Source organism: Actinacidiphila epipremni (genome assembly GCF_012034175.1).
GTDB lineage: Bacteria > Actinomycetota > Actinomycetes > Streptomycetales > Streptomycetaceae > Actinacidiphila > Actinacidiphila epipremni.
This window is the reverse complement of the sequence record NZ_JAATEJ010000012.1, coordinates 197,465-216,213: the sequence shown is the minus strand read 5'-3', so window position 1 is coordinate 216,213 and position 18,749 is coordinate 197,465. Positions and strand designations below refer to the sequence as shown.

The 18,749-nt window shown below is 72.3% G+C and carries 15 protein-coding genes and 1 pseudogene; 3 read left to right on the top strand and 13 right to left on the bottom strand.

Annotation, left to right across the window (positions count from 1 at the left end; genetic code table 11):
- Positions 1-138, top strand: a pseudogene (locus HCN08_RS17360) (ATP-binding protein); the annotation flags it as partial.
- A 79-nt stretch (positions 139-217) separates the two neighbouring features.
- On the opposite strand, the gene HCN08_RS17355 reads toward HCN08_RS17360, so the two are convergent.
- From HCN08_RS17355 to HCN08_RS17335, 5 genes are all read right to left on the bottom strand, one after another.
- The gene (locus tag HCN08_RS17355) at positions 218-433 is read right to left on the bottom strand and encodes an acyl-CoA carboxylase subunit epsilon (RefSeq protein ID WP_167984003.1); all 216 of its coding nucleotides are present in this window, start codon (positions 431-433) and stop codon (positions 218-220) included.
- 2 nt (positions 434-435) lie between these two features.
- Positions 436-2,019 (bottom strand): acyl-CoA carboxylase subunit beta, encoded by a 1,584-nt coding sequence (locus HCN08_RS17350; protein ID WP_167984002.1) that lies wholly within the window; start codon positions 2,017-2,019, stop codon positions 436-438.
- 168 nt (positions 2,020-2,187) lie between these two features.
- Positions 2,188-3,105: an HpcH/HpaI aldolase/citrate lyase family protein gene (locus HCN08_RS17345; RefSeq protein WP_167984001.1), complete on the bottom strand. Its 918-nt coding sequence runs from the start codon at positions 3,103-3,105 to the stop codon at positions 2,188-2,190.
- Positions 3,105-4,187 (bottom strand): HpcH/HpaI aldolase/citrate lyase family protein, encoded by a 1,083-nt coding sequence (locus tag HCN08_RS17340; RefSeq protein ID WP_167984000.1) that lies wholly within the window; start codon positions 4,185-4,187, stop codon positions 3,105-3,107. Before HCN08_RS17340 ends, HCN08_RS17345 begins: the two co-directional genes overlap by 1 nt.
- A 170-nt stretch (positions 4,188-4,357) precedes the next feature.
- Complete coding sequence (locus HCN08_RS17335) at positions 4,358-5,272, bottom strand: hypothetical protein (RefSeq protein ID WP_167983999.1); 915 nt, start codon at positions 5,270-5,272, stop codon at positions 4,358-4,360.
- Between the two features lie 246 nt (positions 5,273-5,518).
- Between HCN08_RS17335 and HCN08_RS17330 the strand changes: the two genes are divergently transcribed.
- Entirely contained in the window at positions 5,519-6,028 is a 510-nt protein-coding gene (locus HCN08_RS17330; protein ID WP_167983998.1) for a hypothetical protein, read from the top strand.
- Positions 6,029-6,074: 46 nt separating this feature from the next.
- Here the strand turns inward: HCN08_RS17330 and cimA are convergent, their stop codons facing one another.
- The 5 genes from cimA to HCN08_RS17305 form a co-directional block, all read right to left on the bottom strand.
- Positions 6,075-7,685, bottom strand: coding sequence for a citramalate synthase (gene cimA, locus HCN08_RS17325; protein WP_167983997.1), 1,611 nt, complete (start codon positions 7,683-7,685; stop codon positions 6,075-6,077).
- 618 nt (positions 7,686-8,303) lie between these two features.
- The gene (locus HCN08_RS17320) at positions 8,304-9,392 is read right to left on the bottom strand and encodes a branched-chain amino acid aminotransferase (protein ID WP_167983996.1); all 1,089 of its coding nucleotides are present in this window, start codon (positions 9,390-9,392) and stop codon (positions 8,304-8,306) included.
- Positions 9,393-9,536: 144 nt separating this feature from the next.
- A complete protein-coding gene (locus tag HCN08_RS17315) occupies positions 9,537-10,580 on the bottom strand; it encodes a 3-isopropylmalate dehydrogenase (RefSeq protein ID WP_167983995.1) in 1,044 nt (347 codons plus the stop codon).
- Positions 10,581-11,079: 499 nt separating this feature from the next.
- Positions 11,080-12,711 carry an L-glutamate gamma-semialdehyde dehydrogenase gene (pruA, locus tag HCN08_RS17310; RefSeq protein WP_167983994.1) on the bottom strand — a complete coding sequence of 544 codons (1,632 nt, stop codon included), beginning with the start codon at positions 12,709-12,711 and terminating at the stop codon, positions 11,080-11,082.
- A gap of 34 nt (positions 12,712-12,745) precedes the next feature.
- Complete coding sequence (locus HCN08_RS17305) at positions 12,746-13,681, bottom strand: proline dehydrogenase family protein (protein WP_167983993.1); 936 nt, start codon at positions 13,679-13,681, stop codon at positions 12,746-12,748.
- 140 nt (positions 13,682-13,821) lie between these two features.
- Here HCN08_RS17305 and HCN08_RS17300 point away from each other — a divergent pair, with 140 nt between their 5' ends.
- Complete coding sequence (locus HCN08_RS17300; protein ID WP_206318875.1) at positions 13,822-15,006, top strand: PucR family transcriptional regulator; 1,185 nt, start codon at positions 13,822-13,824, stop codon at positions 15,004-15,006.
- A 131-nt stretch (positions 15,007-15,137) separates the two neighbouring features.
- Here HCN08_RS17300 and serA read toward each other — a convergent pair whose 3' ends face one another.
- The 3 genes from serA to ilvN all read right to left on the bottom strand — a co-directional run bounded on the left by serA (position 15,138) and on the right by ilvN (position 18,624).
- Positions 15,138-16,730, bottom strand: coding sequence for a phosphoglycerate dehydrogenase (gene serA, locus HCN08_RS17295; protein WP_167983991.1), 1,593 nt, complete (start codon positions 16,728-16,730; stop codon positions 15,138-15,140).
- Positions 16,731-16,996: 266 nt separating this feature from the next.
- Positions 16,997-17,995, bottom strand: coding sequence for a ketol-acid reductoisomerase (ilvC, locus tag HCN08_RS17290; RefSeq protein WP_167983990.1), 999 nt, complete (start codon positions 17,993-17,995; stop codon positions 16,997-16,999).
- A 101-nt stretch (positions 17,996-18,096) separates the two neighbouring features.
- Positions 18,097-18,624 (bottom strand): acetolactate synthase small subunit, encoded by a 528-nt coding sequence (gene ilvN, locus HCN08_RS17285; protein WP_167983989.1) that lies wholly within the window; start codon positions 18,622-18,624, stop codon positions 18,097-18,099.
- Positions 18,625-18,749: the final 125 nt, after the last annotated feature.

Genomic DNA, 18,749 nt, shown 5'->3' with positions numbered 1-18,749 from the left:
GGTCCCGAGGAGGTGCGCGAAGCCCTGCAGATCGGCCCCGAGGCACCCATCATCACCACCGACGCCCGCAACCGCGGCGAGGCCAAGAGCGCGCTGATCACCCTCGTCGAGCACGCCCTGCTCGCCCGCCTGCGCTGAGCGCCGGGAACGTACGAGAGCCCCGCACCGTGGAGGTGCGGGGCTCTTCGTGTGCCCGGGTCGTGCCCGGCCGTCGTGCTCAGCCCTGCCAGGAGTGCGGGGCGCGGAAGCCCGGGGTGCGCTCCAGCCGGCGCCAGCCGGCCACCGAGCGGGAGGGCGCGGCGGGGGCGTCGGCGCCGCCCGCGGCGGCCCGGGCGAGCAGGATCGCGGTGATCGCGGCCAGCTCCTCCGGGGCGACCTGGCCCTTCTCGACGCGCACGAGGGAATCGGCGGGAGTGCTCACTGTGGTCTCCATGGCTACTGGGGAGGGTTGCCGTGCTTGCGCGACGGCAGGTCCGCGTGCTTGGTCCGCAGCATCGCCAGCGAGCTGATCAGCACCTCGCGGGTCTGCGTCGGGTCGATGACGTCGTCCACCAGGCCGCGCTCGGCGGCGTAGTACGGGTGCATCAGCTCGGCCTTGTACTCCTTGACCATGCGCGCGCGCATCGCCTCGGGGTCGTCGGCGTCGGCGATCTGCCGGCGGAAGATGACGTTGGCCGCGCCTTCCGCGCCCATGACCGCGATCTCGTTGGTCGGCCACGCGTAGGTCAGGTCGGCGCCGATGGACTGGCTGTCCATCACGATGTACGCGCCGCCGTAGGCCTTGCGCAGGATCAGCGAGATCCGCGGCACGGTGGCGTTGCAGTAGGCGTACAGCAGCTTGGCACCGTGCCTGATGATTCCACCGTGCTCCTGGGCAACGCCCGGGAGGAAGCCGGGGACGTCCAACAGGGTGATGATCGGGATGTTGAAGGCGTCGCACAGCTGCACGAAGCGGGCGGCCTTCTCGGACGCCTCGATGTCCAGGACGCCGGCGAGCGAGGCGGGCTGGTTGGCGACGATGCCGACCACCTGGCCGTCGAGCCGGGTCAGGGCGCAGATGATGTTGGTGGCCCAGCGCTCGTGGACCTCCAGGTACTCGCCGTCGTCGACGATCTCCTCGATGACCTTGTGCATGTCGTACGAGCGGTTGCCGTCGGCGGGCACCAGGTCCAGCAGGACGTCGCCGCGGCGGTCGGCCGGGTCGTGGCTGTCGACCGTGGGCGGGTTCTCCCGGTTGTTCTGCGGCAGCAGCGAGAGCAGGTAGCGCACCTCCTCCAGGCACGTCTGCTCGTCGTCGTACGCGAAGTGCGCGACGCCGGAGACGGCGGAGTGGACGTCGGCGCCGCCGAGGCCGTTCTGGGTGATCTGCTCACCGGTGACGGCCTGGACGACGTCGGGCCCGGTGATGAACATCTGCGAGGTCTCACGGACCATGAAGACGAAGTCGGTGAGCGCCGGGGAGTAGGCGGCGCCGCCCGCGCACGGGCCGAGCATCACGCTGATCTGCGGGATGACGCCGGAGGCGCGGGTGTTGCGCTGGAAGATGCCGCCGTAGCCGGCGAGCGCGGAGACGCCCTCCTGGATCCGGGCGCCGGCGCCGTCGTTGAGGGAGACCAGGGGGGCGCCGGCCGAGATGGCCATGTCCATGATCTTGTGGATCTTGGTGGCGTGCGCCTCGCCGAGCGCGCCGCCGAAGATCCGGAAGTCGTGTGCGTAGACGAAGACGGTCCGGCCGTGGACCGTGCCCCACCCGGTGATCACACCGTCGGTGTAGGGACGCTTGGCCTCCAGGCCGAAGCCCGTCGCGCGGTGCCGGCGCAGCGGCTCCACCTCGCGGAAGGTGCCTTCGTCGAGCAGCAGGTCGATGCGCTCGCGGGCGGTGAGCTTGCCCTTGGCGCGCTGGGCCTCGGTCGCCTTCTCGCTGGGTCCGGCGGCGACCTCCGCACGGATGGCGTGGAGTTCGGCCACCCGCCCCCGGGCGTCGTTCACCTCGGCGGGCACCTCTTGCGATGTGGTCATGCAACGACAGTACGAGCCGTCGGCCGCAAAAGAGCCATCGACTTCGTACAGTGTCACTCGCGGCTTCATGGTGGATTCCGACAGAGGCGGTCCACCTGGGGGTTCCGCTTTACGGCCGCGGCACCCGGCGTTTCATCTGCGGCGCCGGGCGACACACGGCCGTAACAGTCAGCGGCCCTCGACGGCGGCGGCCAGCGCGAGCAGCCGCCTGGCCTCCTCGACATGCAGGTTCTCGATCATCCTGCCGTCCACGGTGACCACCCCGCGGCCCTGTGACGTGGCCTGATCGAAGGCCGCCACGATCCTACGGGCCCGGTCGACGTCCTCCGCGGCGGGGGCGAACACCCGGTTGCAGGGCTCGATCTGCCCCGGATGGATGAGGGTCTTGCCGTCGAAGCCGAGCCGGCGGGCTTGGAGGGTTTCCGCTTCGAAGCCGGGCAGATCCCGGACGTCGTTGTAGACACCGTCCAAGATGACCCTCCCCTCGGCGCGCGCGGCGAGCAGCGCCAGGGACAGCGCGGTCAGCAGCGGCGCCCGGCCGGGGACGTGCTCGGCGTGCAGTTCCTTGACGAGGTCGTTGGTGCCCATGACCAGCACGGTGAGCCGGTCGCACGCGGCGGCGACCCGGCGGGCGTCGAAGATCGCGGCGGGCGTCTCCAGCATCGCCCACACGGCGGTACGGTCCGGGGCGCCGGCGGCTTCCAGCGCCTCGACCACGGCGGTGACGGTACGGGGGTCGTCGACCTTGGGCACGACGACGGCGTCGGGTCCGGCCTGCGCGGCGGCCCGCAGGTCGTCGGCGTGCCAGGGGGTGCCGGGGGCGTTGACCCGGACGGTGACCTCGCGGTGGCCGTAGCCGCCGGCGGCGACCGCGGCGGCGACCCGCTCGCGGGCCTCCGCTTTGGCGTCGGGGGCGACGGAGTCCTCCAGGTCGAGGATGAGCGCGTCGGCGGGCAGGGTGCGGGCCTTGTCCAGGGCGCGCTCGTTGGCGCCGGGCATGTAGAGCACCGAGCGGCGCGGGCGCAGGTGCCCGTCGCCGTCCTGGGCGGGGGTGCCGGCCGGACGGGGCGTCAGGTCGTCCGCCATCACAGGGCCGCCTTCCGGGCCGCCGCGTACGAGGCGGCGAGTTCGGGGTCGCGGGCGGCGAGGGCGGCGGCGAGTTCGGCGACCACCCGGCACTGCTTGTAGGTGGCGTCGTCCTGCATCTTGCCGTCGATCATCACCGCGCCGGTGCCGTCGCCCATGGCCTCGATGACCCGCTCGGCCCAGGCGACGTCCTGCGGGGCGGGCGAGAAGACCCGCTTGGCGATGTCGATCTGCACCGGGTGCAGCGTCCAGGCGCCGACGCAGCCGAGCAGGAAGGCGTTGCGGAACTGGTCCTCGCACGCGGTGACGTCCTGGATGTCGCCGAAGGGCCCGTAGTAGGGCAGGATCCCGTGCGCGGCGCAGGCGTCCACCATCCGGGCGATGGTGTAGTGCCACAGGTCCTGCTGGTACGTCACCCGGGGCATGTCCCCGGGGGTCCCCCCGCCGGAGGTAGGGGGCGGGTCCTCGCGGACCAGGTAGCCGGGGTGGCCGCCGCCGACCCGGGTGGTCTTCATCCGGCGGCTGGCGGCCAGGTCGGCCGGGCCGAGGGAGATGCCCTGCATACGGGGGCTCGCCCCGGCGATGGCCTCGACGTTGGCGACGCCGGCCGCGGTCTCCAGGATGGCGTGCACCAGCACCGGCCGGTCGAGTCCGGCCCTGGCCTCCAGCTGGGCGAGCAGCCGGTCCACGTAGTGGATGTCCTGCGGGCCCTCCACCTTGGGCACCATCACCACGTCCAGCCGGTCGCCGATCTCGGTGACCAGGGTGACCAGGTCGTCCAGCGCCCAGGGCGAGTCCAGGCTGTTGACGCGGGTCCACAGCTGCGTGCCGCCGAGGTCGTGGGCCCTGGCGACCGCGACGAGCCCGGCGCGGGCGGCCTCCTTGCGGTCGGTGGGCACGGCGTCCTCCAGGTTGCCGAGCAGCACGTCCACCGTCGGTGCGAGGGCCGGCACCTTCGCGGCCATCTTCGCGTTGCCGGGGTCGAAGAAGTGGATCATGCGGGAGGGCCGGAACGGCACCTCTCGCAGGGGGGCCGGCGCCCCCACGGCCAGCGGGCGGAAGAAGTCCTTCGCGCTGCGCATGCGGTCTCCCGGTGGGTCGGGTCGAGGGTTCGCCGCTCACCCTATGACCGCCGGCGCGCGGATATTACCCGTCAGTATGTGTGCTCTTGCTCACCGGGCGCCATGCCCGGTGAGCCCCATGGTGCGCGATCGGCCGCGCCGCGCCGGCCACTGACGCGCGTACGTCTCCCTCACTGCGGGGGCAGCCGCAGGAGGCCGGTGCCCTCGCGGACGTCGCGGTGCAGGACCGGGGTGCCGAGCAGGGCGCCGTCCAGGGTGGTGGTGACCCGCAGGACGTGGTCGCCGAGCCGGGAGGTGCCGGCGTCGCGCAGCACCAGGTGCGCGGTGAGCCGGTCGACCCGGCCGGGCAGCAGCCGGGTGGCACCGAGGACCGCGGTGACCTCGGCGCCGGGCAGGTGGCGGGCGAGCCAGCGCCGGGCGCTCGCGGTGACGGCGGCCTCGTAGGCCCGCTGGAGGGGGAAGGGGCGCAGCAGGCTGAGCACCGGTTCGCCGTCCGGGCCGAAGGAGGCCCGGTGGTACGGGGCCGCGCTCAGCGCCGCGAGGCGGCGGCGGGAGGTCAGCCGGAGCAGGGTCGGCAGGTCCCGGCGGTCGCGCGGGAGGGTGCGCAGGGTGCGCGGGGCGGCGATCAGCACGGAGCCGGCCGTCGTGCCGCCGGGGTGGGCGGCCAGGCTCGCGTGCAGGGCGGCGAGGACGCCGGTGACGGTGTCGTTGCCGAGGTCCGCCGCGATCCACGGGTCGGCGACGACCCTGCCGAGGGCGTGCACCTCGTGGCCGCCCGAGGCGAGCGCGTCGCGCAGGGCGCGCCAGCGGTCGGCGGCGGCGCGGGCGTCCTCGACGGCCTCGGCGAGCCGGGCGGCGCCGGGCGCGGCCCTGTCGACGTGCAGCCGGACGGCGGCGTCGGGGTCGCCGGTGAGCCGCAGGAGGATCTCGGCGCCGCCGGAAGCGGGGAAGCGGGACTGCGCCGAGATCACCTCCAGCCGGCCGGGGAAGTGCCGCTCGGCCGCCGCCGCGGCCAGCCGGCGGGCGCGGCGGGTCGCCGGCAGGGACGCGGCCCTGCCGAGCAGCAGCACGGCTGAGACGATCATGGCTCTCCCCCGTCCCCCCGTCCTGACCCCGGCCTCCCTGCGAGGCTAGGTCCCTTCGGGGCGGGGCCGCCTGAGTGCGCGTACTCAGTCCGCACCAGGGCCGTACTCAGCGGCCGGGCGCCTTCCCCCGGCGGCCGGTTACGTCATGTTCACCACAAGGGTCTGGCGACGCGCGTAGACCTCGGGCACACTCCTCCTGCGCCACCTGCACCACGCCCACCCCAGCGGAACCAGCAGGAGGAACCCATGCGACTGCGTGTCCGTACCGCCATGAGCACGCTCACCCTCGTCGCCACCGCGCTCTTCGCGCCCGGTGTCGGGGTGGCCGCGTCCACCGACGCCTTCGCGGTCACCAAGCTCACCCACGCCCAGGCCACCGCGATGTTCCGCGCCGCGGGCATCACCTGGTCCTCGTCCGGCGGCTGCTCCAACCGCAACGTGTCGACGTGTACGTCCTTCGACGGGCTGAACCAGGCCACCGCGCAGGGCGCCGTCACGCTGAAGAACGCCAGCGGCTGCGCCATCAACATCACCGGCGGCACCGAGACCGGCCACGCGAGCGGCACGTACTCGCACTGGAACGGCTACAAGCTCGACTACGCGAAGAACACCTGCCTGAACAACTACGTGCACAACGCCTTCACGTACATCGGCCTGCGCGGCGACGGCTACCCGCAGTGGCAGGCCGCGTCCGGCAACATCTACGCCGACGAGGGCAACCACTGGGACGCGCTGTACTACTCCTGCGGCTGCTGACGGCGCCGACCGGGCAGGCCCCGGCCCCCCGGGGCCTGCCCCCGCCTCACTCCTGCGGGTCCAGGCCCGCGCGCAGCAGCCCGTAGGCGTACGCGTCGTCAAGTGCCTGCCAGCTCGCGGCGATCACGTTGTCCGCGACGCCCACCGTCGACCACTCGGCCACGCCGTCGGTCGTGGTGATGAGCACCCGGGTCGTGGAGTCGGTGCCCCGGGTGCCCTCCAGGATGCGGACCTTGTAGTCCACCAGGGCGAACTCCGCGAGCTTGGGGTAGATCCGCTCCAGCGCGCTCAGCAGCGCCCGGTCCAGCGCGTTGACCGGGCCGTTGCCCTCGGCGGTGGCGACGATCCGCTCGCCCTTGGCCCACAGCTTGACGGTCGCCTCGTTGGCGTGCGTGCCGTCGGGGCGGTCCTCGGTGATGACCCGCCAGGACTCGGTACGGAAGAAGCGCCGCGGGGCGCCGTCGCCGGACCGGTCCATCTCGCCGCGCAGCAGCAGCGCGAAGGAGGCGTCGGCGGCCTCGTACGTGTAGCCCTGGAGCTCGCGCTCCTTGACCCGGGCCACCACCCGGCCGACCAGCTCGCGGTCCTCGCCGAGGTCGATGCCGAGCTCTCGGCCCTTGAGCTCGATGGAGGCGCGGCCGGCCATGTCGGAGACCAGCATCCGCATGGTGTTGCCGACCTGCTCGGGGTCGATGTGCTGGTAGAGGTCGGGGTCCACCTTGATCGCCGAGGCGTGCAGGCCCGCCTTGTGCGCGAACGCCGAGATGCCCACGTACGGCTGGTGCGTGGACGGCGGCAGGTTGACGACCTCGGCGATGGCGTGCGAGATCCGGGTCATCTCGCCGAGCGCGCCCTCGGGCAGCACCCGGCGGCCGTGCTTGAGCTCCAGCGCGGCGACGACCGGGAAGAGGTTGGAGTTGCCGACCCGCTCGCCGTAGCCGTTGGCGGTGCACTGCACATGGGTGGCGCCGGCGTCCACCGCGGCCAGGGTGTTGGCGACCGCGCAGCCGCTGTCGTCCTGGGCGTGGATGCCGAGCCGGGCGCCGGTGTCGGCGAGCACCAGCCCGGTGACGGCCTGCACCTGCGCGGGCAGCATGCCGCCGTTGGTGTCGCACAGCACGACGACCGAGGCGCCGGCCTCGTGCGCGGCCCGGACGACCGCGGTGGCGTAGGCGGCGTTGGCGCGGTAGCCGTCGAAGAAGTGCTCGCAGTCGACGAAGACCCGGCGGCCCTGGGCCACCAGGTACGAGACGGAGTCCGCGACCATCGCGAGGTTCTCGTCCAGTGTGGTGCGCAGGGCCAGCTCGACATGCCGGTCGTGCGACTTGGCGACCAGGGTGATCACCGGGGCGCCCGAGTCGAGCAGCGCCTTGACCTGCGGGTCCTCGGCGGCCTTGGCGCCGGGCCTGCGGGTCGCGCCGAACGCGACGAGGGTGGCGTGCTTGAGGTCCAGCTCCTGGCCAGCCCGGGCGAAGAACTCGGTGTCGCGGGGGTTGGCGCCGGGCCAGCCGCCCTCGATGAACCCCACCCCGAAGTCGTCCAGGTGCCGGGCGATCGTCAGCTTGTCGGCGACGGTGAGGTTGATCCCCTCACGCTGGGCGCCGTCGCGCAGCGTGGTGTCGAAGACGTGGAAGCTGTCGTCCGGTGCGGCGGTCATGGCTTTCGTAACTCCTGTCGGGTGGTGAGTGGGGTGCCGCGGGGCGTCCCTGCGCCAGGCGGGTCCCGCTCCACTTGCCCCCAGCATCCCTCGCGCGGTTCCGCCTCCGGCGCGGGTGGTCCGGAAACGAAAAAACCCCTCGCGGATGCGAGAGGTCTGCACGCGGGTCTGGGACACGGTGACGTTCCACTGGGGTCAGAGGGGCGTCACTGCGGACCGGCGTGCGCGCTGCCAATAATGCTGGCGCTATGCACGAGCCCAGTCTTGCACATTCCGCGCCCCCCGCCGCAGGGGTCTCACCATCCGGTCCCCAGAGGCTGCGGCTTGCGCCGCGGGGCGCTTTTTCAGGGGCGCGGGGCTGTATCTGATCTGCGGCTGCCGCCGCGCGGGCGCGACCTGCCGGAGGGCACAGCTGCGCCGCGGGGTGAGCTTTTCAGGGGCGCGGGGAACTGCGCGACCAGCCAGGAACCGGCGTGCACGTCGCCACCGTCCCAAAGGGGCTGTTCGGTTCGATCCGGACCACCGGCCGGTGGCCGGTTGCTCGCGCAGTTCCTCGCGCCCCTGGTGGTGACCCCGCGGCGCAGCCGCGGCCCTAGGGCGGGGGAGGCAAGCGCAGCGTCAGGCGCCGAGGGGGTGCATCCAGGTGTGGGGGTCGGGGGCGTGGCCCGTTTGGATGGAGAGGAGCGCTTCGCGCAGGCGCATGGTGACCGCGCCGGGCGCACCGTCCGCCACAATCCAGCTCGCGCGCGTCGACTTCACGGAGCCGACCGGCGTGATGACCGCGGCGGTGCCGCACGCGAAGACCTCGGTGAGGGTGCCGTCCTGCGTGTGCGCACGCCAGTCGTCGACGCTGATGCGGCCCTCGGCCACCTCGTAGCCGAGGTCCGCCGCGATGCGCAGCAGCGAGTCCCGGGTGATACCCGGCAGCAGCGAGCCGGTCAGCTCGGGGGTGACGATACGGTCGCCGTACACGAAGTACAGGTTCATGCCCCCCATCTCCTCGATCCAGCGGCGCTCGATCGCGTCGAGCCACACCACCTGGTCGCAGCCGTGCTCGATCGCCTGGGCCTGGGCGACGAGGGACGCCGCGTAGTTGCCGCCGGTCTTGGCGGCGCCGGTGCCGCCCGGGGCGGCGCGCACGTACTCCTCGGACAGCCACACGGACACCGGCTGCACGCCGCCGGAGAAGTACGCGCCGGCCGGTGAGGCGATCACGACGAACAGATACTCGTTGGCGGGGCGCACCCCGAGGCCGACCTCGGTGGCGAACATGAAGGGCCGCAGGTAGAGGGACGCCTCGCCCTCGCTGGGCACCCACGCCCTGTCCTGCCGCACCAGCACGTCGCACGCCTCGATGAACGTCTCGACGGGCAGCTCGGGCATCGCCAGCCGGCGGGCGGACGCGGCGAAGCGCTCGGCGTTGGCCCGCGGCCGGAACGTGGCGACGCCGCCGTCGGGCTGCCGGTAGGCCTTGAGGCCCTCGAAGATGGTCTGCGCGTAGTGCAGCGTCATGTTGGCCGGGTCGAGGGACAGCGGCGCGTACGGGACGAGCTGCGCGTCGTGCCAGCCGCGGCCCTCGGTCCACTTGATGGTCACCATGTGGTCGGTGAAGTACCGGCCGAAGCCGGGGCGGGCGAGGATCGCGTCGCGCTCGGCGGCGGGCAGCGGGTGCGCGGACGGCTTCAGCTCGATCGTGGGCGTCGTCATGTGTGTGTCCTTCACCGTGTGTCGTGTGGCGCTGCTGCCGCTGGGGATGCCCGGACTGCTAGGACGTCCGACTTTCCCGTCGTGACGCGGCCCCGCCTCTGATTATCGCAGCGGCGGGGCCGGGTACCTACCTCCGGTGCGCGGTCAGCCGGAAACGCGGGCGGCGAGCGCGTCGCCGATCTCGACGGTGCTGCGGGCGGGGCGCCCGGTGCGCTCGGCGAGGTCGGCCTGGACGGCGGTGTCGATCCGGTCGGCCTGCGCGTCGTAGCCGAGGTGGCGCAGCAGCAGGGCCACGGACAGCACGGTCGCGGTGGGGTCGGCCTTGGACTGGCCGGCGATGTCCGGCGCGGAGCCGTGGACCGGCTCAAACATCGACGGGAACTCGCGGCCGGGGTTGATGTTGCCGCTGGCCGCGACGCCGATCCCGCCGGACACGGCGGCGGCGAGGTCGGTGATGATGTCGCCGAAGAGGTTGTCGGTCACGATCACGTCGAACCGCTCGGGCTGGGTGACCAGGAAGATCGTGGCGGCGTCGACATGCAGGTAGTCGGTGCTGACGTCCGGGTACTCGCGGCCGACCTGCTCGAAGATCCGGGTCCACAGCCGGCCGGCGTGCACCAGCACGTTGTTCTTGTGCACCAGGGTGAGCTTCTTGCGCGGCCGGGCCTGCGCGCGGGCGTACGCGTCGCGCACGACGCGCTCGATGCCGAAGGCGGTGTTGAGGCTGACCTCGGTGGCGACCTCCTGCGGGGTGCCGGTCCTGATGACCCCGCCGTTGCCGGTGTAGGGGCCCTCGGTGCCCTCGCGGACGACGACGAAGTCGATCTGCGGGCTGCCGGCCAGCGGGGTGCCGACGCCGGGGTAGAGCTTGCTCGGCCGCAGGTTGACATGGTGATCGAAGGCGAAGCGCAGCTTCAGCAGGAAGCCGCGCTCCAGCACTCCCGACGGCACGGACGGGTCGCCGATGGCGCCCAGCAGGATCGCGTCGTGCTCTTTCAGCTGCTCCAGGTCCTCGTCGGTGAGGGTCTGCCCGGTGGCGTGGTAGCGCTTGGCGCCGAAGTCGAACTCCCGGGTCTCCAGCTTGGTGTCGGGCGGCAGGACGGCGGAGAGGACCTTGAGGCCCTCGGCGACCACTTCCTGGCCGATTCCGTCACCGGGGATCACTGCGAGGCTGAGGCTTCGAGACATGTCGGGAACCGTACTCCCCATCCCAGCGGCTGACATCCGATGTCCGCATGCCGGACGCCGGTGAGCGCGGCGGGCCGCCGCGCGCGGGGGTACGGGTCAGCGGTTCTCGTGGCCGGTGCTGCCGCCGTTGTCGCGGCGGTCGAGGCTGCGCTGCAGGGCACGCAGGGCGTTCTGGCGGGCGGTGTCGTCCATGGGGGATCAACTCCTGGGAAGCCTGGGGGAAAACGGGTACAGCGGGCGGAGAGGTCCGCGGAGGGGGCGGAGGTCCGGCCGCGGGGGTGACCCGCTCGTCGGCTGCCAGGACGCATGCCCGCCGCTCGCCGGATGGGCGAGACGTTCGGCTCCTACAAAGCTAGGTCAGCCCGCTCGTCCTGTCGCCACAATTACTCGGACTTCCTACTATCTGAGACGACGATCACCCGTTCGCGGCTCCCTGCGCCGCGAACGGGTGATCGCGTCCCTGCCCGCCCCGGGCGTCCGCCCCCGGGAACCGCCCAGGTCAGCCCATGTGCGGGTAGCGGTAGTCGGTCGGCGGCACCAGGGTCTCCTTGATGGCCCGGGTGGACGTCCAGCGCATCAGGTTCTGCGCGGCGCCGGCCTTGTCGTTGGTGCCCGAGGCCCGGCCGCCACCGAAGGGCTGCTGGCCGACGACCGCGCCGGTGGACTTGTCGTTGATGTAGAAGTTGCCGGCCGCGTCCCGCAGCCGGTCCGCCACGTACGCCGCCGCCGCGCGGTCGCGGGCGATGACCGAGCCGGTGAGCGCGTAGGGCGCGACCGCCTCCATCTGCGTGAGCATCGCCTCGAAGTCGGCGTCCTCGTAGACGTACACGCCCAGGATCGGGCCGAAGAACTCCTCGGTGAAGATCTCGTTGTCCGGGTCGGTGGACACCAGCACGGTCGGGCGGACGAACCAGCCCACCGAGTCGTCGTACGTGCCGCCGGCGACGACCTCGACGGCCGGGTCGGCCTTGGCGCGGTCGATGGCGGCCTTGTTCTTGGCGAAGGCCCGCTCGTCGATGAGGGCGCCGGCGAAGTTGGACAGGTCCGTGACATCGCCCATGGTGATGCCGTCGACCTCGGCGGCGAACTCCTCCTTGAAGCCGTTCTCCCAGATCGAGCGCGGGATGTAGGCGCGGGAGGAGGCCGAGCACTTCTGGCCCTGGTACTCGAAGGAGCCGCGGGTCAGCGCGGTCTTGAGCACCGCGGGGTCGGCGGAGGGGTGGGCGACGACGAAGTCCTTGCCGCCGGTCTCGCCGACGATCCGCGGGTAGGAGCGGTAGCCCGCGATGTTCTCGCCGACCGTGCGCCACAGCTGGTGGAAGGTGCGGGTGGAGCCGGTGAAGTGGATGCCGGCCAGCATCGGGTGCGGCAGCGCGACCTCGGAGACGGCCAGGCCGTCGCCGGTGAGCAGGTTGATCACGCCGTCGGGCAGGCCGGCCTCGCGCAGCAGCCGCATGGTCAGCACCGCCGAGTGGGTCTGCGTCGGCGACGGCTTCCACACCACGACATTGCCCATGAGCGCGGGGGCGGTCGGCAGGTTGCCGGCGATCGCGGTGAAGTTGAACGGCGTGATGGCGTAGACGAAGCCTTCGAGCGGCCGGTGGTCGAGCCGGTTCCACACCCCGGGCGAGTTGACGGCCGGCTGCTCGGCGAGGATCTGCCGGGCGTAGTGGACGTTGAAGCGCCAGAAGTCGACCAGCTCGCAGGGGCTGTCGATCTCGGCCTGCTGCACGGTCTTGGACTGGCCGAGCATGGTGGAGGCCACCATCGTCTCGCGCCACGGCCCGGACATCAGCTCGGCGGCCCGCAGGAAGATCGCGGCGCGGTCGTCGAAGGACATCGCGCGCCAGGCGGGGGCGGCGGCGAGCGCGGCGTCGATCGCGTCGCGGGCGTCGTCGGCGGTGGCGGCGGCGTACGTGCCGAGGACCTGGCTGTGGTTGTGCGGCTGGACGACGTCGAAGCGCTCGCCGCCGCCCATTCGCTCCCGGCCGCCGATGGTCATCGGCAGGTCCGCGCGCTGCCCGGCCAGCTCCTTGAGCCTGGCCTCCAGCCGGGCCCGCTCGGGGCTGCCGGGCGCGTAGGTGTGCACCGGCTCGTTGACCGGGGTGGGGACCTGGGTCACGGCGTCCATGGGGGGTTCCTCCTCGCAGTGGGGCGGGTGGGGGTCAGCGGCCGGCGGTCGGGGCGAAGGAGCGCAGGAAGAAGGCGAGGTTGGCGGGGCGCTCGGCCAGCCGGCGCATGAAGTAGCCGTACCAGTCGGCGCCGTAGGGCACGTAGATGCGCACCCGCTCGCCCTGCTCGGCGAGCCGGCGCTGCTCGGCGGCGCGGATGCCGTAGAGCATCTGGAACTCGTACGTGCCCGGGGCGCGGCCGTGCCGGGCGGCGAGGTCCTGGGCGATGGCGATGATCCGCGGGTCGTGCGAGCCGACCATCGGGTACCCGTCGCCGGCGAAGAGGATGCGCAGCGCGCGGACGTACGCCTTGTCGACGTCGCGCTTGTGCTGGAAGGCGACCCGCGCGGGCTCCTTGTAGGCGCCCTTGACCAGCCGCACCCGGGAGCCGGCGACGGCGAGCGCGCGGGCGTCCTCCTCGGTGCGGAAGAGGTACGACTGCAGGACGGCGCCGGTGCGCGGGTGGTTCTTGCGCAGGTCGGCAAGCACCGCGAGGGTGGAGTCGACGGTGGTGTGGTCCTCCATGTCGAGGGTCACGGTGGTGCCGACGGCGGTGGCGAGCTCGGCCACCTCGGTGACGTTCGCGAGCGCCACGTCGTGGCCGCCGTCGGGGAGCGCCTGGCCGAAGGCGGAGAGCTTGACCGAGACCTCGGCGCGGTCGCCGAGGCCCTCGTCGCGCAGCGTCTCCAGCAGCCGCAGGTAGGCGTCCCGGGTGGCCCGGGCGGTGGCGCGGTCGGTGACGTCCTCGCCGAGGTGGTCGAGGGTGACGTCCAGGCCGCTCGCGGTGAGCGCGCGGACGGTGTCGAGCGCGGGGTGCAGGGCGTCACCGGCAACGAACCGGTTCACCACCGGCCGGGTGACGGGCGCGGCGGCGACGACGCGGCGCATACGGTCGCTGCGCGAGGCGGCGAGCAACACGGGACCGAACACGGGGTGTCCTTCCAGGCCGGGACGGGTTTTCCAGGGGTTCTTGCGGCGGACAGGCTCCGTCACCGTGAATCTAGAATTCGTCTACCCGCCGGACCATCGACACCTGTCACGCATCACCCCGCCGTCCCTCATACAGATGTATGAGGAACAATGGTCCTGTGCGAGCCGAGTACGGGGACTACAGCGATTTCCAGGACCTGGTCGACGAGGTGTCGGCGCTGCTCGGCGCCCCCGCGACGCTGGAGGACCGCGATTTCCGGCTGATCGCCTTCGGGGTGCACGACAGCGACGACGCGGCGGCGCTCGACCCGGTCCGCACCCGCTCCATCCTGACCCGGCACTCCACCGCCGAGGTGCGCGCGTGGTTCGAGCGGTTCGGCATCGCGCGGGCGACCGGCCCGGTCCGCATCCCCGCCGCGCCGGACGCCGGCGTGGTGCGCGGGCGGCTGTGCCTGCCGGTGCGGCACTCCGGGTTCGTCTACGGCTATGTGTGGCTGCTGGACGAGGCCGAGCACTCCCCCGCGCAGCTCGCCGCCGCGATGGCCGTCGCCGGGCGGATCGGCGAGCGGCTGGCAGCGCTGTCGCAGGCCGGCGCCGAGACCGGGCGGGCGCTGCGGGCGCTGCTGACCGCGCCCTCCCGCGCCGACCGGGACACCGCGGAGGACGCGCTGCGGCTCGCGCTGGACCGGGACGCGGACGAGCCGCACGCGCTGGTGTGCGTACGCGCCGCCGCCGGGGAGCAGCCGGGCGCGCTGCCGGGGCTGCGCACCATCCCGTCGGCCGCGGCGCTCGCCCGGGTGCCGGAGCGGGGCCGCGGCGAGCTGGTGGCGCTGCTGGTACGGCTGCGGTCCCGGCAGGTGCTGGCGCCGGCCCGTACCGCGGCGGCGCGGCTGCTGGACGCGATCGGCGCGCCGGGCGCGGTGGCCGGGCTCAGCGCGTCCCGCGGCGCGCTCGCGGAGCTGCCCGGCGCGTGGCGGGAGGCGACGGCGGCGGCGCGGGCCGCGCACGCGCAAGGGGAGCTGGGCCCGATCGCGAAGTGGTCCAACCTCGGGCCGTACCGGCTGCTGACCGCGCTGCCGGCCGGCGCGCCGCCGGACCCGGCGGTCGCCCCGCTGCTGACCGAGGCGCACCAGGAGCTGGCGCACACGGCGGAGGTCTTCCTCGACCACGCCGGGCAGGCCGGCCGCACCGCCACGGCGCTGGCGATCCACCGGCAGACCCTCTACTACCGGCTCTCCCGCATCGAGCAGCTCACCGGCCTGGACCTGGCGGACGGCGAGGCCCGGCTGCTGCTGCACATGGCGCTGAAGGCGGCGCGGCTGTGAGCCTGTGAGCCCGCGGCGCTGTGACGTCCGCGGCGCTGTGCGCCCGCGGCGCCGCGCGCAGGTGCGGCCCGGAACGTATACGGCGCCGCCCCTTGCGCGGGGCGGCGCCGTATACGAAGTGCGGGCCGGGGTCAGTCCGCGAGGTTGACCGCGCGGGCCGAGGTGGCGCCGATCTCGCCGGCGATGTCGGTGAGCACGCCCGCCGGGATCGTGGAGTCCACGGTGAGGGCGACCAGCGCGTCGCCGCCGGCGGTGGCGCGGGCGACCTGCATGCCGGCGATGTTGACGCCGACCTCGCCGAGGATGCGGCCGATGGTGCCGACGACACCGGGCCGGTCGGTGTAGCGCAGGAAGGCCATGTGGTCGGCGAGCGCGAGGTCCACGTCGTTCTCGTCGACCGCGACGATCTTCTGCAGGTGCTTGGGGCCGGCCAGCGTGCCGGACACCGACACCGCGGTGCCGTCGGCCAGGGTGCCGCGCACGGTGACCACGTTGCGGTGGTTGGGCGACTCCGAGCTGGTGGTCAGCCGGACCTCGACCCCGCGCTCCTGCGCGAACAGCGGCGCGTTGACGTAGGACACCGTCTCGTCGACGACGTCCTCGAAGACGCCCTTGAGGGCGCTCAGTTCGAGGATCTTCACGTCGTGCTGGGTGACCTCGCCGCACACCTCGACGTCGAGCCGGGCGGCGACCTCGCCGGCCAGCGCGGTGAAGATCCGGCCCAGCTTCTCGGCGAGCGGCAGCGCGGGCTTGACGTCCTCGGCGATGACGCCGCCCTGGACGTTGACGGCGTCGGGGACCAGCTCGCCGGCGAGCGCGAGCCGCACCGACTTGGCGACCGCGATACCGGCCTTCTCCTGCGCCTCGTCGGTGGAGGCGCCCAGGTGCGGGGTGGCCACGACGTTGTCGAACTGGAAGAGCGGCGAGTCGGTGCACGGCTCCTTGGCGTAGACGTCCAGGCCCGCGCCGGCGACCCGGCCCTCCTTGAGCGCCGAGGCCAGCGCCTCCTCGTCGACGATGCCGCCGCGCGCGGCGTTGACGATCCGCACCGACGGCTTGACTTTGTGCAGCGCCTCGTCGCCGATCAGGCCCAGCGTCTCGGGGGTCTTGGGCAGGTGGACGGTGATGAAGTCGGACTGCTCCAGCAGCTCGTCCAGCGACAGCAGCTTGACGCCCATCTGGGCGGCGCGCGCGGGCTGCACATAGGGGTCGTACGCGACGACGTTCATGCCGAAGGCGCTCATCCGCTGGGCGACCAGGACGCCGATCCGGCCCAGGCCCACCACGCCGAGGGTCTTCTCGCTCAGCTCCACGCCGGTGTACTTGTTGCGCTTCCACTCGCCGCCCTTGAGAGCGGTGTTCGCCGAGGCGATGTTGCGGGCGGTGGCGATCAGCAGGCCGCAGGCCAGCTCGGCGGCGGTGACGATGTTGGAGGTCGGCGCGTTGACGACCATGACGCCGGCCTTGGTGGCGGCGGCGACGTCGACGTTGTCCAGGCCGACGCCGGCGCGGGCGACGACCCGGAGTTTCTTGGCGGCGGCGATGGCCTCGGCGTCCACCTTGGTGGCGCTGCGGATCAGGATCGCGTCCACGTCGGCGATGGCGGGCAGCAGTTCGGCTCGGTCGGCACCGTTGCAGTGCCGGATCTCGAAGTCCGGCCCGAGCGCGTCCACCGTGGCCGGCGACAGCTCTTCTGCGATGAGTACGACAGGCTTCTGGCTCACGTGGTCCTCACTTGTCCTTCGTGGGCGGCCGAGTCCCGTACGACCGCTACCAGGGAGGTTTCGGGGGATGGCTTGCCGCGTGGAAGACGCACGACGCTGTGAGCCTGAACGCGCTTGTTAAAGGAGTGTATCGACGGGGGGATTTCGCGCCTTCGCCGAAATGGAAGGATCACCCGCAGGGGTTGCGTCGCTTCGTACAAAGTGCGTACCAGATGCCGGGCAGCCGCCGGCGGCCGGTCGTCCGACCGGCCGCCGGCGGCAGGGGCTCACGCCTCTTCGTCGACCCAGCTCATCAGCTTGCGCAGCTTGCGTCCTGTGGTCTCCAGCAGGTGGTTCTCGTCGGCCTTCTTGTACTCGTTGTACTTCGGCAGGCCGGCGTTGTACTCGGCGATCCAGTTGTTGGCGAAGGTGCCGTCCTGGATCTCGGCGAGGACCTTCTTCATCTCGGCCTTGGTGGCGTCGGTGATGATCCGCGGGCCGGTGACGTAGTCGCCCCACTCGGCGGTCTCGGAGACCGACCAGCGCATCTTCTCCAGGCCGCCCTCGTACATCAGGTCGACGATGAGCTTGAGCTCGTGCAGGCACTCGAAGTACGCGATCTCCGGCTGGTAGCCGGCCTCGACGAGCGTCTCGAAGCCCGCCTTGACCAGCGCGGAGGTGCCGCCGCACAGCACCGCCTGCTCGCCGAAGAGGTCGGTCTCGGTCTCCTCGGTGAAGGTGGTCTTGATGACGCCGGCGCGGGTGCCGCCGATGCCCTTGGCGTACGACAGCGCGAGCGCGAAGCCCTTGCCGGTCGCGTCCTGCTCGACGGCCGCGATGCACGGGACGCCGCGGCCCTCCTCGTACTGGCGGCGCACCAGGTGGCCGGGGCCCTTGGGGGCGACCATGCACACGTCGACGCCGGCCGGCGGCTTGATGAAGCCGTAGCGGATGTTCAGGCCGTGGCCGAAGAAGAGGGCGTCGCCGTCCTTGAGGTTGTCCTTGACGGACTCCTCGTAGACGCGGGCCTGGATCGGGTCCGGCACCAGGATCATGATGACGTCGGCCTCGGCGGCGGCCTCGGCGACCGGCAGCACCCGCAGGCCCTGCTCCTCGGCCACCGTCTTGGACTTCGAGCCCTCGTGCAGACCCACCCGCACGTCCACACCCGAGTCGCGCAGCGACAGCGCGTGGGCGTGGCCCTGGCTGCCGTAGCCGATGACCGCGACCTTGCGGCCCTGGATGATGGACAGGTCGGCGTCGTCGTCGTAGAACAGCTCGGCCACTTGGGGTTCTCCTTGGTTCGGGTTGTGCGGCCCACCGTATGCCTGGCGGGCGGGATCGGGTTGTCGGGTCTCGCGATACGGTCCGGGGTCCGCCGGCGGCGTTACGCCGAACGGTCCAGCGCGCGCAGCGAGCGGTCGGTGATGGAGCGGGCGCCGCGGCCGATGGCGATGGTGCCGGACTGCACCAGCTCCTTGATGCCGAAGGGCTCCAGCATCTTCAGCATGGCCTCCAGCTTGTCGGCCGAGCCGGTGGCCTCGATGGTGACGGCCTCGGGCGAGACGTCGACCGTCTTGGCCCGGAAGAGCTGGACGATCTCCACGATCTGCGAGCGGGTCTCGTTGTCGGCGCGCACCTTGACCAGGACCAGTTCGCGGGCGACCGCCGCCGCGGGGTCGAGTTCGACGATCTTCAGCACGTTGACCAGCTTGTTGAGCTGCTTGGTCACCTGTTCCAGCGGAAGTTCGTCGATGACGTTGACGACGATGGTGATCCGGGAGATGTCGGGGTGCTCGGTGGTGCCGACGGCGAGGGAGTCGATGTTGAAGCCGCGGCGGGAGAACAGCGCGGTGATCCGGGCGAGGACGCCGGGCTTGTTCTCCACCAGGACGGAGAGCGTGTGCTTGGACATGGTCGGGGTTTCCTTCTCTCGCTCTTCGCCGCGGTTCAGTCGGCTTGCGTTTTCTGGGCTGTCTTCCTGCTCGGTCCCGTCGCGGACAGCCTCGTTCCTCGGCCGGCCACTCCTGGACCTCGTGC